16 protein-coding genes and 3 tRNA genes are annotated in these 13,184 nt (G+C 71.0%); 8 read left to right on the forward strand and 11 right to left on the reverse strand.

Annotated features, from left to right (window positions below):
* Window positions 1–35: 35 nt before the first annotated feature.
* Window positions 36–251, reverse strand: coding sequence for a DUF3073 domain-containing protein (locus PCA76_RS00930; protein WP_272614600.1), 216 nt, complete (start codon window positions 249–251; stop codon window positions 36–38).
* A gap of 301 nt (window positions 252–552) precedes the next feature.
* Entirely contained in the window at window positions 553–1,635 is a 1,083-nt protein-coding gene (locus tag PCA76_RS00935) for a Glu/Leu/Phe/Val family dehydrogenase (RefSeq protein ID WP_272614601.1), read from the reverse strand.
* Between the two features lie 193 nt (window positions 1,636–1,828).
* On the opposite strand from PCA76_RS00935, the gene PCA76_RS00940 reads away from it, so the two are divergent.
* Both PCA76_RS00940 and PCA76_RS00945 read left to right on the forward strand, forming a co-directional pair.
* On the forward strand, window positions 1,829–2,668 hold the full coding sequence (locus PCA76_RS00940) for a hypothetical protein (protein WP_272619105.1): 840 nt from the start codon (window positions 1,829–1,831) through the stop codon (window positions 2,666–2,668).
* Between the two features lie 251 nt (window positions 2,669–2,919).
* Window positions 2,920–3,129, forward strand: a complete 210-nt coding sequence (locus PCA76_RS00945) for a BldC family transcriptional regulator (protein WP_007073996.1) — start codon at window positions 2,920–2,922, stop codon at window positions 3,127–3,129.
* A gap of 85 nt (window positions 3,130–3,214) precedes the next feature.
* Here the strand turns inward: PCA76_RS00945 and PCA76_RS00950 are convergent, their stop codons facing one another.
* Window positions 3,215–3,604 (reverse strand): PPOX class F420-dependent oxidoreductase, encoded by a 390-nt coding sequence (locus tag PCA76_RS00950; RefSeq protein ID WP_272614609.1) that lies wholly within the window; start codon window positions 3,602–3,604, stop codon window positions 3,215–3,217.
* Window positions 3,605–3,658: 54 nt separating this feature from the next.
* Here PCA76_RS00950 and PCA76_RS00955 point away from each other — a divergent pair, with 54 nt between their 5' ends.
* Complete coding sequence (locus PCA76_RS00955) at window positions 3,659–4,438, forward strand: class I SAM-dependent methyltransferase (RefSeq protein ID WP_272614610.1); 780 nt, start codon at window positions 3,659–3,661, stop codon at window positions 4,436–4,438.
* Between the two features lie 49 nt (window positions 4,439–4,487).
* On the opposite strand, the gene PCA76_RS00960 is transcribed toward PCA76_RS00955, so the two are convergent.
* The gene (locus PCA76_RS00960) at window positions 4,488–4,775 is read right to left on the reverse strand and encodes a hypothetical protein (protein WP_091396025.1); all 288 of its coding nucleotides are present in this window, start codon (window positions 4,773–4,775) and stop codon (window positions 4,488–4,490) included.
* Between the two features lie 177 nt (window positions 4,776–4,952).
* Here PCA76_RS00960 and PCA76_RS00965 point away from each other — a divergent pair, with 177 nt between their 5' ends.
* Together PCA76_RS00965 and PCA76_RS00970 are read left to right on the forward strand one after the other, a co-directional pair.
* Window positions 4,953–5,810, forward strand: coding sequence for a 3-hydroxyacyl-CoA dehydrogenase family protein (locus tag PCA76_RS00965; protein ID WP_272614611.1), 858 nt, complete (start codon window positions 4,953–4,955; stop codon window positions 5,808–5,810).
* A complete protein-coding gene (locus PCA76_RS00970) occupies window positions 5,807–6,550 on the forward strand; it encodes an enoyl-CoA hydratase/isomerase family protein (RefSeq protein WP_272614613.1) in 744 nt (247 codons plus the stop codon). Before PCA76_RS00965 ends, PCA76_RS00970 begins: the two co-directional genes overlap by 4 nt.
* Before the next feature lie 65 nt (window positions 6,551–6,615).
* Here the strand turns inward: PCA76_RS00970 and PCA76_RS00975 are convergent, their stop codons facing one another.
* Window positions 6,616–7,959: an ABC transporter substrate-binding protein gene (locus PCA76_RS00975; protein ID WP_272614615.1), complete on the reverse strand. Its 1,344-nt coding sequence runs from the start codon at window positions 7,957–7,959 to the stop codon at window positions 6,616–6,618.
* Window positions 7,960–8,115: 156 nt separating this feature from the next.
* Between PCA76_RS00975 and PCA76_RS00980 the strand changes: the two genes are divergently transcribed.
* Window positions 8,116–8,505, forward strand: coding sequence for a hypothetical protein (locus tag PCA76_RS00980; RefSeq protein ID WP_272614616.1), 390 nt, complete (start codon window positions 8,116–8,118; stop codon window positions 8,503–8,505).
* Between the two features lie 74 nt (window positions 8,506–8,579).
* Here PCA76_RS00980 and PCA76_RS00985 read toward each other — a convergent pair whose 3' ends face one another.
* A complete protein-coding gene (locus PCA76_RS00985; protein WP_272614617.1) occupies window positions 8,580–9,011 on the reverse strand; it encodes a hypothetical protein in 432 nt (143 codons plus the stop codon).
* 127 nt (window positions 9,012–9,138) lie between these two features.
* Here PCA76_RS00985 and PCA76_RS00990 point away from each other — a divergent pair, with 127 nt between their 5' ends.
* Entirely contained in the window at window positions 9,139–9,846 is a 708-nt protein-coding gene (locus PCA76_RS00990) for a DUF2786 domain-containing protein (RefSeq protein WP_272614618.1), read from the forward strand.
* A 28-nt stretch (window positions 9,847–9,874) separates the two neighbouring features.
* On the opposite strand, the gene PCA76_RS00995 is transcribed toward PCA76_RS00990, so the two are convergent.
* The gene (locus tag PCA76_RS00995; protein WP_272614619.1) at window positions 9,875–10,402 is read right to left on the reverse strand and encodes an SRPBCC family protein; all 528 of its coding nucleotides are present in this window, start codon (window positions 10,400–10,402) and stop codon (window positions 9,875–9,877) included.
* A 166-nt stretch (window positions 10,403–10,568) separates the two neighbouring features.
* Here PCA76_RS00995 and PCA76_RS01000 point away from each other — a divergent pair, with 166 nt between their 5' ends.
* Entirely contained in the window at window positions 10,569–11,636 is a 1,068-nt protein-coding gene (locus PCA76_RS01000; RefSeq protein ID WP_272614621.1) for a hypothetical protein, read from the forward strand.
* 210 nt (window positions 11,637–11,846) lie between these two features.
* On the opposite strand, the gene PCA76_RS01005 is transcribed toward PCA76_RS01000, so the two are convergent.
* From PCA76_RS01005 to PCA76_RS01020, 4 genes are all read right to left on the reverse strand, one after another.
* Window positions 11,847–11,920, reverse strand: a tRNA-Phe gene (locus tag PCA76_RS01005).
* Window positions 11,921–12,019: 99 nt separating this feature from the next.
* Window positions 12,020–12,093, reverse strand: a tRNA-Asp gene (locus PCA76_RS01010).
* Between the two features lie 31 nt (window positions 12,094–12,124).
* Window positions 12,125–12,197: transfer RNA gene (locus tag PCA76_RS01015), tRNA-Glu, on the reverse strand.
* A 154-nt stretch (window positions 12,198–12,351) separates the two neighbouring features.
* Window positions 12,352–13,125, reverse strand: a complete 774-nt coding sequence (locus PCA76_RS01020; protein WP_272614622.1) for a polysaccharide deacetylase family protein — start codon at window positions 13,123–13,125, stop codon at window positions 12,352–12,354.
* Window positions 13,126–13,184: the final 59 nt, after the last annotated feature.

Raw genomic sequence — 13,184 nt, forward strand, 5'->3', positions numbered from 1 at the left:
GCGGGGGTCACCGCGTGCTCAGCTGCGTCGAGAGGTCAGCGGGTCGGACGGACCCAGGGATCCGGATCGTCGTCCGCGTGATCCTCATCATCGTCGTCGACGGACTCTTTCGAGTCGTCGACGAAGTGGTGCTCAGACTTACCAGCACCCGCCAGTTCGCGCTGCAAGGCGGTGAGGTCGGTGTTCGGGGAGTGGTACTTCAACTCCCGGGCCACCTTTGTCTGCTTGGCCTTAGCACGGCCGCGCCCCATGGCTCGACCCCCTCGCACAGAATGCGGGGCAGCCCGAAGGCGGGCCCCGATGACGTCAGGCATCTCTCGTGGCTCTTACGGTACATGGGGATGCCACCGTTCGGCACCTCGGGTTACCGCCAACCGGCTCTGCGCGTCGCGTCGATCCGGCCGTCACCCAGTGTACTGGGTAAGGAGCGGAACGGTTAGCACCCGTGACACCGGACAAACCGCATCAAAATTGACCCGGCCTCAGCTTACTGGCCTGCGCCGACAAAAAGGGTCCCGGAGGCGGATCCCGTCGATCCGCCTCCGGGAACGCTCAGCGCAGGTGGATCGCGCGCAGCCGGCCGACGTCAGCCATCCGCCGCTCGGCCAGCCGGTCCGCGGCCACCGCCGGCGGCACGCCCTCGGCGTCAGCCAGTTGCAGGATCTCGCGGGTGGTGTCGTAGATCCGGGTAGCCCGCAGCTTGGCCCGGTCGAAGTTGAAGCCCTCGATCTCGTCGGCCACCTGGATGACGCCGCCCGCGTTGACCACGTAGTCCGGCGTGTAGAGGATGCCCCGGTCGGCCAGCAGCTTCTCGATGCCCGGGTGGGCGAGCTGGTTGTTGGCCGCCCCGGTCACCACCTTGGCGCGCAGCGCCGGCACGGTGTCGTCGTTCAGGGCGCCGCCCAGCGCGCACGGCGCGTACACGTCGATGTCCGCGGCGACCAGCGCGCTGGTGTCGTCCACCAGGGTGACCTGCGGGTGGTTGGCGCGCACCCACGCCAGCGCCTTCGGGTTGACGTCGGTGGCGACCACCTCGGCGCCGTCGTCCAACAGGTGCCCGGTGAGGTATTTGCCGACCTTGCCCAGGCCGGCCACGCCGACCCGCCGGCCACGCAGGCTCGGGGTGCCCCACACGTGCTCGGCGGCAGCCCGCATGCCCTGGAAGACACCCCAGGCGGTGAGGATCGACGAGTCACCGGCGCCGCCGTGCTCCACGCTGCGGCCGGTCACGTAGCGGGTCTCCCGGGCAACGACGTCCATGTCCGCCACGTAGGTGCCGACGTCACAGGCGGTGTAGTAGCGACCGCCCAGCGACTCCACGAAGCGACCGTACGCGCGCAGCAACGCCTCGCTCTTGATCTGCTCCGGGTCACCCCAGATGACGGCCTTGCCGCCGCCGAGGTCCAGCCCGGCGAGCGCATTCTTGTACGCCATCCCACGGGACAGGTCGAGCACGTCGGCGAGGGCGTCCTCTTCGCGGGCGTACGGGTAGAAGCGGGTGCCGCCGAGCGCCGGCCCCAGCGCGGTGGAGTAGATCCCGATGATCGCCTTGAGGCCGCTCTGCTTGTCCTGGCAGAACACGACCTGTTCGTGACCGGCCGATACCGGGTCGTCGGTGCTCGCGAATACGCCCATGGTTGGCTCCTGGAGTGGTGTGCGTCCTTGTGGGACGCGGACCTGGTGGACCCCGGCGGGGATGCTGCCGGTGTGATCGAGCCTAGTATCGGCCGCCGGGCGGGCGCTCGACGCGCCGCGGCCGTCCCACGTTGCGGCGCGCGTGGTCCGGCCGCTGACCGCGTACGGCTGCGGTTCGTGGGAGGATCGCGCCGTGCCGTCGCTCTTCGCTTCTTACCTGCGCGTGTACGAACCGTTGACCGCCTTTGACCGAGACCGGCAGAGCTACTGGCGCCGCTACGTCTCCGAGGGTCGGGCGGTGGCCCCGGTCGAGGGGCCCGGCCGGCAGCGGACGGCGGTCATCGAGGCGCTGGGCGCTGGCTGGACCCGGCTGCCGGACCTGCCGGATGAGGCGTACGTCCTGGAGACGGACGACAGCCTGCTGGTCTGCCCATGGAACCTGCGGATCCGGGTCGCTGAGGCGGCGCTCAGCGCCCGGGACGGGGTGCCCTCGGTCCTCGCCGACGCCTTCGTGCCGCCGGTGCTCGCCGGGCAGGCCAGGGCGGTGGTCGACGACTGGCGCAGCGGCGCCCGGGTGCTGGAGCACGGGGTGCCCCGGGTGCACGAGCAGATCGCCACCTGGGGAGTGCCGCTGCGGTGGTTCGTGCTCTTCGAACCGGCCGAGCGGGACCTGGTCACCCAGCCGGGCCGGAGGGCACTGCGCTACCGCACCGAGATCTCCAAGGCCCGTCGCCGGTCGTCGCGTGCACTGTCGGTGCTGCGCAAGTCGGTGGGCGAGGCGCCGATCACCGAGGCGGTGGAGGAGGCGGCACGCTGGCTGGAGGAGTTCCATCCGCGGTCGGTGGTGGAGCTGGACTACGGCGGCCTGGTCGACCTGCTCTCCGACGAGACCCTCACTGCGGACGACTCGCCTGAGCTGGTCGCCAGCGGCCTAGCGGGGCTGTCGCGCGGTGAGGCCGAGGAGGCGTCCGCCGCGTACGACAAGCTGGTGGCCCGGTGGCGCGCGGTGCAGTTGTTGGAGCGGTGCAACTAAGGGCATATCGCCCTAGGAGCGCTCCCAAGGTGAGTTGTGCTCGTAGTTGACGCATCACGAACCGTGATCATGAGTCCGAATAAGGTACTTTCTTCCGTGTAAAAGTCGTAAAAATCGGGCATGGTTCATCCGTCCGTCTAGGGACCTTCATCCGTTCGGCCCATGTCGGACATCGGGGACTAGCCGGACCATGGGAGACGCGTCGGCCGGCGGGACCCCGGCCGATGTCTATACACGTGGAGGAGTGACCGATGGCATCGCGAACGCACGAACCAGAGCCGCTACTCACGCCGGCCGAGGTGGCGTCGATGTTCCGTGTCGACCCGAAGACGGTGACCCGGTGGGCCAAGGCTGGCAAGCTCAGCGCCATCCGCACCCTGGGTGGCCACCGTCGCTACCGCGAGTCGGAGGTCAGGGCGCTGTTGCAGGGCCAGATCCCGCAGCAGCGGCAGGGCGACTGAGCCGGCACCAGTTTTTCCGGTCAGGGGCGGTGGATCTCGATCCGCCGCCCCTTTCCATGTCCGCCGGGCTCAACGTCAGCCCGTCTCAGCGTCGCGCCTCGGCCAGCGTCACCCGGATGCCGACCGTGCCGCCCTCGCCGCGGCGCAGCCGGCTGCCCAGCAGGCTCAGCCGACCGAGCAGGCGGTATTTGTGCTTGAGCAGGTCGCGGACCCGACCAATGTCACCGCCCCCGTAGATCGTCGCGTGGGCTGACACCTCCGCCCCGTGTGGCCGGCCGCGCACGTCGCACGGCGCCACGGTCACCTCGCCGTTGCGGCGGATCCGCTTCACCTTGCCCGAGTCGGCCCGGGTCCAGACCGCCAACGCCTCGCCGTCGCGTACCGCCCAGACCGGGGTCGGCACCGCCCGACCGTCCTTACGGAAGGTCGTGAGCAGGATGTATTTCTCGGCCGACAGCCGGTCCAACGTGGTCACGCCGCCAGGATACGGCCGCTACGGGCCACTGAGTGGCCAGATAGCGTGAACGTCGTGACGGTGGAGCCTCAAATCGGTGACGTGATCGGTGAACTGCTGCGGGACACGCTCGCCGTGGCCACCGGGGTGGGCCCCCGACCGCTGGTCGGCGGTCGACTGCCGCGGCCGGTCATCGAGATCATCGAACGGGACGACGGTCTGATCAACGGGGCGCCCGCCGCGCACTACCTGGACGGGCCGCAGGAGTGGCAGCCGTACGACCACCGGGCGGTGGACCAGGTCCGCGGTGAGACGCTGGACATCGGCACCGGTGCCGGCCGGATCGCGCTGCTGCTCCAGGAGCGCGGCGTACCGGTCACCGGGCTGGACACCTCCGCGGGTGCGCTGGCGGTGAGCCGGCGTCGCGGTGTCCAGCGGGTGGTGCACGGCACCGTCGACACGCACGTCGCCGACGGTCAGCGGTACGACACGTTCCTGTTGCTCGGTAACAACCTCGGACTGTTCGAGGGCCGGGAGCGTGCCCCCGGGTTCCTGGCCGCGCTCGCCGCGCTGGCCCGACCGGGAGCGCAGATCATCGCGCATGGCACCGACCCGTACGGCACCCGCGACCCGCTGCACACCGGTTACCACGAGCGCAACCGCCGTCGGGGTCGGCTCGGCGGTCAGCTCCGGCTCCGGCTGCGCTACCGGGAGTTGAGCACCGAGTGGTTCGACTACCTGGTCTGCTCGGCCGACGAGTTCGCCAGCCTGGTGCACGGCACCGGTTGGCGGCTCACCGATGTGGACGACCGGGACGCCCCCTACTACCTGGCCACCCTGCGCCTCGTCGACTGAGCGACGGCCCCCGCGATCCGCCGGGCGGAGGCAGGGGCCGTCGTAGGTCTCAGACCTGGACGGTCGGGGGGAGCTGCTCGGGCGGGAGGCCGCCGTCGCCGTCGACCACCTCGTCCGGTTGGCCGTCCTCGTCGATGTCGACCATGGTGATGTCCACCTTGCCGTCACCGTCGGTGTCGAACTGGAACAGGTCCGCCTTGCCGTCGCCGTCGGTGTCCACCACCCACACGTCGGTCTTGCCGTCGTTGTTGGTGTCGGCGCGCAGCAGTTCGACCCGCTCGTCGCCTCGGGTCTCCACGATCTCCCCGTCGGTGACGCTCTCCGGTGCCTGGCTCATGTCGATGCGGTCCTTCCCTCGGTTGACGGGCCGTCATTACCCGATCCGGCGCTCCCCCACGCATGGACCGGGTCGTCGCGCTGTCTAGGGTCGCACCATGAGCGAGCGGAGCGGGCGGGACACCCGGGCCGGCGTGGCGGGGACCCCGCGCGTCGGCGGACGGGACAGGGAGGCGTGATGAGCGATCGTTTCGTGGTCGTCGGTGCCGGCACGATGGGGCTTGGCATCGCGTACGTGGCGGCCGGGTCCGGACACGCCGTCGAGTTGGTCGAGGTGGACCCTGAGCGGGGAGCGACCGCGCTGAACCGACTCGCCGAGCTGTGGGAGCGGGCGGTGCAGCGCGGGAAGCTGAGCGCCGACGAGGCCGCCGTGAACCGGGAGCGGGTGACGCTGCGCCCGACGCTCGCCGAGGTCGCTCCCGCCCCCGAGGTGATCGTGGAGGCGGTGCCGGAGCGGCTCGACCTGAAGCGGGCGGTGCTGCGTGACGCCGCCGCGCTGAGCCCGGCGCTGCTGGGCAGCAACACCTCCAGCATCGCCATCGGTGAGCTGGCCGTGGGGCTGGATGCGCCGGAGCGCTTCCTCGGCCTGCACTTCTTCAACCCGGTCTGGGCGATGGCGCTTCTGGAGATCGTGGTCGGCCCGGCCACCGCCGAGGAGACCACCGCCGCGGCCGTCGCGCTCGCCGGCCGGTTGGGCAAGGACCCCGTCGTCGTACGCGACCTGCCCGGCTTCGCCACCTCCCGGCTCGGGGTCACGCTTGGGCTGGAGGCGATCCGGATGGTGGCCGACGAGGTGGCCAGCCCGGCCGACATCGACAAGGCGATGGTGCTCGGCTACCGGCACCCGATCGGGCCGCTGGAGCTGACCGACCTGGTCGGCCTCGACGTGCGGCTGGACATCGCCCGCACCCTCCAGGCCGCGTACGGGGACCGCTTCGCGCCGCCGCCGCTGCTCGTGGAGATGGTGGCCGCGGGGCGGCTGGGTAAGAAGTCGGGCCACGGCTTCTACCGGTGGGAAGGCGGTGTCAAACAGTGAGCGGGCTGCGGATCGAGGAGCGGCCGGACCGGTTGGTGGTCACGCTGGACCGGCCGGAGAAGCGCAACGCCATCGACGCCGACCTGATCGCCGAGCTGCACCAGGTGTGCGCCGAGTTGGAGGCGCGGCCCCGGCTGTTGCTGCTCACCGGTGGCGCGGCGGGCATCTTCGCGGGTGGCGCCGACATCGGCCAGCTCCGCGAACGGGGCCGCGCGGACGCGCTCGCCGCGATCAACTCTGCCGCCTTCGCCCGGATCCGGGCGCTGCCGATGCCGAGCGTGGCCGCCGTCGACGGCCCGGCGTTGGGCGGTGGCGCGGAGCTGGCGTACTCCTGCGATCTGCGGGTGTGCACGGCGCGGGCGGTCTTCGGCCAGCCGGAGGTGCGGTTGGGCATCCTGGCCGGCGCAGGCGCCACCCACCGGCTGCCCGCGTTGATCGGCGAGGGCCGGGCCAAGGAGCTGCTCTTCACCGGCCGACGGGTGGACGCCGCAGAGGCGCTACGGATCGGTCTGGTGAACCGGGTGGTGGACGAGCCCGGTGAGCTGCTGACGGTGGCGCACGCGCTGCTGGACGAGATCGCCCTGGGTTCGCCGTTGGCGCTGCGGCTGACCAAGCTGGCGGTGGACGCACCCGCCGCCGCGCACCCACAGCTCGATCTGGTCAGTCAGGCGGTGCTCTTCGAGGACGAGGAGAAGCACCGGCGGATGACCGAGTTCCTGGAGCGCCGCCGGGCGCGGTGATCCCCGGAAACGAAACGGCCGCACCGGCGGAATGCCGGTGCGGCCGTGCAGGTCTGCGGTCGTGCTCAGCTCCGGAACTGCACCCCGGAGTCGGCCAACCCACGGATCACCTGTGCGGACTCGCTGAAGCCGATGATCAGCACAGCGTCCGCACCGAACTCCTTGATCTCCTTCGCGCCGCCGCTGAAGTCGACCGGGGGCGCCTTGGCGTCGGCCGGCGGCTCGTAGGTCATCAGCTTGAGGCGGTCGCCGGCGATGCCGGCCTTCTCCAACTCCTCGCGGACGGTGGCCTGAAGGCCCTCGCCGTAGGAGTCCTTGCGGGCGACGATGACGATCTTCTGCGACCCGTCGCGGAGGATTACGTCGGCCAGCGCCCGGCCCTGCAGGCTGTCCGGCGGTGCGGTGCGGAAGTAGAGGCCGTCGTCCTCCACGTCGGTCAGACCGGCGTCGGTGTTGGACGGCGAGAAGAGGATTTTTCCGGCCTGCACCACGTCCGGCAGCACCGCCCGCGAGATGCCCGAGCCACCGGCACCGATGATCACGCTGACGCCGTCCGTCACGTGCTTGGCCACGGTCGCCTTGGCCACTGCCGGGTTGGTGCCGTCGTCGCCATCCAGCCAGGTCACCGGCTTGCCCAGCGCACCGCCAGCGGCGTTGACCTCCTTGATCGCCAACGCGGCACCGGCCGCCATCGACGGGTAGGCGATCGACAGGTCACCGGTCTTCGGCAGCAGGCCGCCCAGGATCAGCGGCTCCTGGGCAGGATCCCCACCCGCGCGCTGCTTCTTCGGCTTCGGCGGGGTCTTGGTGCTCGCCGCCGACTCGATGCCAGCCCCGACGAACTCGGTCTTGCCATCGTTGATCTGCTGCCCGTCGAAGGTCAGCGTGGCGTAACTCGCGGTGGCCGGCTCACCCTTGTCAGTGAAGCCCGCCCGGGTCAGCGACACGCTGCGGTACTCGATGTCCTGCCCGTTGCGAGCCAGCGTGAGACAGCTGACCGGGTCCTCGCAGCGCTGCCCGTCGTTGGTGACGGCCACTATCTGCTTCGCGATCGCAGCAGGATCGGTGCTCCCGGCCAACTGGGCGGCCAGCACGGCGATCACCACCGCGTCGTACGACTCGGCCGCATACAGATAGTCCGTCAGCGCCGGATTGACGGCCCGTAGCCGGTTCTTGAAGTCGTCTGGCAGCGGGACGAGTGGCGTGGTGCCCTTCATCCCGTCGACGAGACTTGCACGTTCCTTCAACTCCGCAGGATAGGAGTTGAGCATGTTGCCGTCCGTGCCGTAGAGGCGCACCTGTTGAGTGCTTGCCTCTTCGGCCTTGTCATCCCCGCAAGCGCTTGTGGCGAGCAGGATCGTCGCGCAGGCAGCCAGTGAGGCCACCCGCGAGCGGCGTGATACGAGCATGGTCGTCCTTCCTCCGGCGAAGGTCCGCTGCGCACATTAGCGTGCCGACGACGCTGGCGGGACCGTGGAGGTGGCGTAATGCGCAGGTAGCTCGCGTTGAACACGGACAGTCACGGTCGCCGGGGGGTCTTGACCGCCCCTCCTACTGTGCGCTGCGTGACGGACCTACCACAGCAGACGTTCGACGACGCGGCCGCCGTGCTCAGTTCGGCGCTCAACGGGGATGGAGACGCGGTGGTGGGAACGTTCGACGCGGTCGTCGACCGTGCCGGCCTGAGCGGCGCGTACGGGGTCGCCTGGTGCCTGGCCGCGACGATGCTCGGTGACGCGCCGGCGGCCAGCGGAGCAGCGCTGGACTTCCCGGGGATCGATCAGGCCGGTTACGACACCCGCTGGGTGGCCCGCTTCGTCAGCGCGTACGCCAACCGGGACGAATCGACCGGGGAGGCGCTGTTCGGTGCTGCGGCGGCCGATGGGCTGCTCCCCGACTGCCTGCTCACGCTCGCCGGCTCGACGATCGCCACCCTGCGCAGCCGCGCCGGGTGAGCAGCCGCGCCGGGTGCGGTGCAGCCGGGTCGCCGCGTCCGTCGGGGGGCGGACGCCGCGACCGCGCGGGCCACTCAGAACGCGTGGTACGCGATCAGCGGCTCGTACTCGTACCGCAGGTTCTCGAAGCGGACCCGGAAGTTGACCCCGTCCCGGACATCTGTCGCCACCGTGATCCAGCCCGAGTTGGCCGGTAGGTAGGTCCAGTAGTTGCAGGCACCTGTCTTGTCGACGAAGATCACGCACGCCTCGGTGGCGTACACGCTCGCGTTGCGGACGTTGATGTCGCGACAGCGGGTCGTGGTGCGGAACTGGCCGGCCTGGCCGCCGTAGCGGCCGGTCTCGAAGTACGACCGGACTGCCCCGCCGTAGCAGGTGGCGAGCGGGGCGAAGGCGTTCGTCCCGGGGGTGACGGGTGTGACCGGGGCGGCCTGCGCGGGCGTGCCGGCGAAGAGCAGTGCGGTGGCCGTGGCGACGGCGAGCAGGCGAGCGGTCGGGGATGACATGCATGCCTCCGGAGACAGTTGATTGACCGTCCGTACTGGACTGATCATCCGACCGTGACGATGATACGGATCGATCTATAGCGGCGCGGCCCCTGTGCTGTCCGACCCGTGTGATAGCTCTGTAGGCATGTCCGAGGCCATGCTCAGCAAGGTGCGCAAGCTGCTGGCCCAGGCCGAGGACCCGGCCTGCACGCCCGCCGAGGCGGCCGCGTTCACCGCCAAGGCGACCGAGCTGATCGCCCGCTACGGCGTCGACCGGGCGCTGCTCGCCGCCCGTGACCCGACCACCGATCCTGTGGGCGACCGGGTGCTGGACATCGTCGCCCCGTACGCCCGCGACAAGGTCGGCCTGCTCGCCGCAGTCGCCGAACCACTGCGCTGCCGCTGCGTGCGCCGCCGGCAGGGCAACGGCTTCGCGCTGCACCTGTTCGGGTTCGCCAGCGACCTGGAACGGGTCGACCTGCTCTTCACCTCACTGCTCGTGCAGGCGGCGCACGGCCTGGCCGCCACTGCGGTGCCCGCGGACGACCACCCGGCCGCCTTCCGCCGGTCCTGGCTGGCCGGTTTCGCGCAGGTGATCGGGGGCCGGCTCTGGGCGGCCGAGACAGCCGCAGCCAGCGAGTCGGGCGCGCCGTCGGTGGCGCTGGTGCTGGCCGACCGCTCCGATCGGGTGCAGCGACGGCTCGCCGACGAGTACCCGCGGCTGCGCACCGCGCCGCCACGCCGGCTGGGCGGCACCGGCTTCGGCTCGGGTGCGGAGGCCGGTCGTCACGCGGACCTGGGTCGCCGGGACCTCGGCGGCAACTCCGCCCCGGAACGGCAGCTCGGCCGCTGACCACCGCGCAACGGGCGACGGGCGACGGTCAGGCGGGCGTGGTCGGGCGGTGGCGGGACACCGTGGCGACGTAGCGGGTGAGCAGGTCGTGCCAGCCGGCGGTGAGTGCCTTGCGGTACCCCTCGGCAGCCTCGCCGTGCCGGTCGAAGTGCCGGTGCTCCAGCTCCACCCGGGTACGCTCCGGCCCCTCGGAAAGGAACAGCACCTCGACCTCGCTCGCGCGGGCCGGGTCCGGCACCGGCATCCGGTCCGGGCCGATCTGCCAGACGAAGACCAGCCGGCGCGGCGGATCCCAGGTGAGCACCCGACCCCAGTCGGCGCGGAAGCCGTACGGGCCCAGCTCGTAGAGCATGCCGCCAGCGCGCGGCTCCATGCCCAGCTCGGCAAGAGCATCGGGACCGGACCAGGTGTATTCGGCGACCCACCAGTCGGTCAGCCCGTCGGTGAAGACCCCGAACGCGTGCTCGGCCGAGCCCGGGACGAAGAGGCTGCACCGTAAGGAGAACCGGTCGATGTCCTGCCGGATGTCGGCCGGATCGGTCATCTCCTGTCCCATAGGCCCGGACCATACCGGCTGATGCCTGCGTGTGCAGCTTCGTGCGGTGCCCGGTTCCGGACAGCGGGTTGCCGAGCCGTCACGGACGGGATGCCCCGCCGGAAAGCGGGTAACCGCGCCGAGCGGTCCGGACGACCGGGCCGGTGTGCAGGCGGGGCGGGAGAGCATGAGCGAGAGCGCGCAGCAGCGAGAGCCGGACCGGAACGTCGACAACGGGGACCCCGACGTCCTGCTCGACATTCCGAAGGTCTCCGTCGACTCGATCCGGCTGGCGGTCGACGGCCTGGACGCCGACCTTTCGCTGCGGGCCCGGGTGGCCAACCTGCTCCAGGTCGACGCCGGCGTACGGGTGCACCTGAGCGGCGGCGAGCTGGACATCAACGGGGCGCACGCCGAGGCGCAGCTGCGGGTGCGGTTGGAACAGTTGACCAGGATCCTCGGGCGAGCGCTCGACACGCTCGACAACAACCCGCAGATCATCGAGGCCCTCGCTCGGACGTCCGGCACCGTCATCGACGACCTGAACCGCAGCGCGCAGCAGTTGGCCACGGGAGCCGCGGAGGTCAGGGCGTCGGCGCGGCGCTCCGACGGCGTACTCGACGAATTGGGCCAGCAGGTGGGCGCGGTCGGTGCCTTCGCCGACCGTGCCCACCCCGGGCCCGGTAGTCCGGGCCCTGGGCGGCCCGCGCCCGGTCCCGGTGGCTCGGGACCTGGCGCCGGTGGTCCTGGGCCTCATGCCGGGGGTCCTGGGCCTCATGCCGGGGGTCCAGGCCCCAGCGCCGGAGGACCCGGGTCTCAAGCCGGTGGCCCTGGGCCTGGTGACGAGAGGCGACCGGGGCCCGGCGGTCCGGAGGGCCGTCACCCGGAAAGCCACGGGGACGAGGGCCGGCGCCACCCTGAGGGGCCGCGCCACCCTGAGGGGCCGCGCCACCCCGAGGGCCCGGGCGAGGGGCAACGGCCGGCCGGGGCGGGCCGGGGCGCTGAGGGGCCGGCGGGGTCGCCGAACGGGCAGGCCAGTGACCGACCCGATCAGTCGCCTGCCCACGGTCCGAGCCCGTCCGGAGATGGTGACGGCGGCGGTGGTCTACCGGGAGGGGCGCAGGCGGCGGCTCAGAGCGCGGCGCACCTCGCGGAGCAGGCGGGTGAGACGCTGCGACAGGCCGGGCGCAGCGTGTGGGAGGCGATCCAGAGCGGCATGTCGCAGCACCGCCAACAGGGGCGCCGGGACGACTGACGGCCGTGGCCACCGCAGCCGCCGCCGGGGCATGATCGACTCGGTTTTGGTGATATCGCGGCATCCTGCATGCTCGGATGCCCCGATATCCGGAAAGCGGAGTGGATCACATTCCTGCGGGGGCGTCGGTGCGGAAGAGGTGCCGAACAAGCAAGATCCCCACCTGCGTTTCCGCTGGTGGGGACCTCTGTAGCCCGGCGAAAGGCTATGTGGCCAGGGGCGGGGTCGAACCGCCGACCTTCCGATTTTCAGTCGGACGCTCGTACCAACTGAGCTACCTGGCCGTATCGCTCGGCTCATGCTACCCGGCAACCGGGCGAACCGGCGGCAGGGAGACATGCTCCGATACGCAGAACGCCGCGCGAGGCGCGGCGTCGGCGCTGCGGTCCTGACGGGACTTGAACCCGCGACCTCCGCCTTGACAGGGCGGCGAGCACTCCAACTGCTCCACAGGACCTAGCTTGTGTTGCTCCGGCTTGCGCCGGTCGTGCCCCCAACGGGATTCGAACCCGTGCTACCGCCTTGAAAGGGCGGCGTCCTGGGCCGCTAGACGATGAGGGCGGCCCCGCCATCATTGCACACTCGCAACTTCAAGCGGACTTGCTCCCATCCGGCCCCGCCGGAGGCTTCGAAAGCATACGTGATGCTCGGGCGGTCGACAAAATCGGTATCGGCAAAGGCTTGGACGGCGGTAAAACCACAGGTCAAGGCCGGTCTAGTGGAGTCGGGTAATGCCGAAGCGTTGCTTCAGGTCGGCGATCAGGTGGGGGCATGCGGCGAGCGTCGCGGCACGGTTGCCGCCACCGTCGTGCAGCAGCACGACAGCACCGGGGCGGGCGGCTGTGTGCACCCGCTTTCCGATCGTGGCGGCGCTCGGCTTGTCCCAGTCCTGCGGGTCGACAGACCAGTGCAGCGGGTGCATGCCGAGTTTCTTCGCCACCGCCAGCACCTCCGGCGTCCAACGGCCGCCCGGCTGCCGGTAGAAGGACACCTTCGCACCGGGAGATGCCGTCTGGATGGCCTTGTTGGTGCGGGCCAGGTCGGCCTGGATCTCGGCGACAGGTCTCCGGGCCAGGTCGAGGTCGTGCCGCCAGCTGTGGTTGCAGAGTTGGTGTCCCTCACGGACGATCCGCCGGACCAGCTCCGGGTGGCGCTGCACCTCGCGACCGACGACGCAGAAGGTGGCGGTCACCTTGGCGGCCCGCAGTTGGTCGAGCATCTTGGGCGTCCAGGCCGGGCTGGGCCCGTCGTCGAAGGTCAGGGCCACCGGGCGTACGCCGGTGTTGCGCCGCAGGCCGGCCGGGAGCTTGGGCGGCAGTGGCCGCAGCGCCGGTTTGGTGATGGTGGGGCGCGGCGACGGGGTGGGCGGCGTGGTCGATTCCACCGGCCGTGGCGCGCCGGCGGGTGCGATGGTGCGGTTCGGCTGGGCACAGCCGGACAAGACCAGCGCCACGGCGAGGACGGACGCCAGGACGGCGCGGGCTTGCATCTGCTCGCTCCCGGAGGGGTCGGGGTAGGCGGACCCGCCCGACGGTAGTTCACGACGCC

The sequence above is a fragment of the Micromonospora sp. LH3U1 genome (assembly GCF_028475105.1).
GTDB lineage: Bacteria > Actinomycetota > Actinomycetes > Mycobacteriales > Micromonosporaceae > Micromonospora.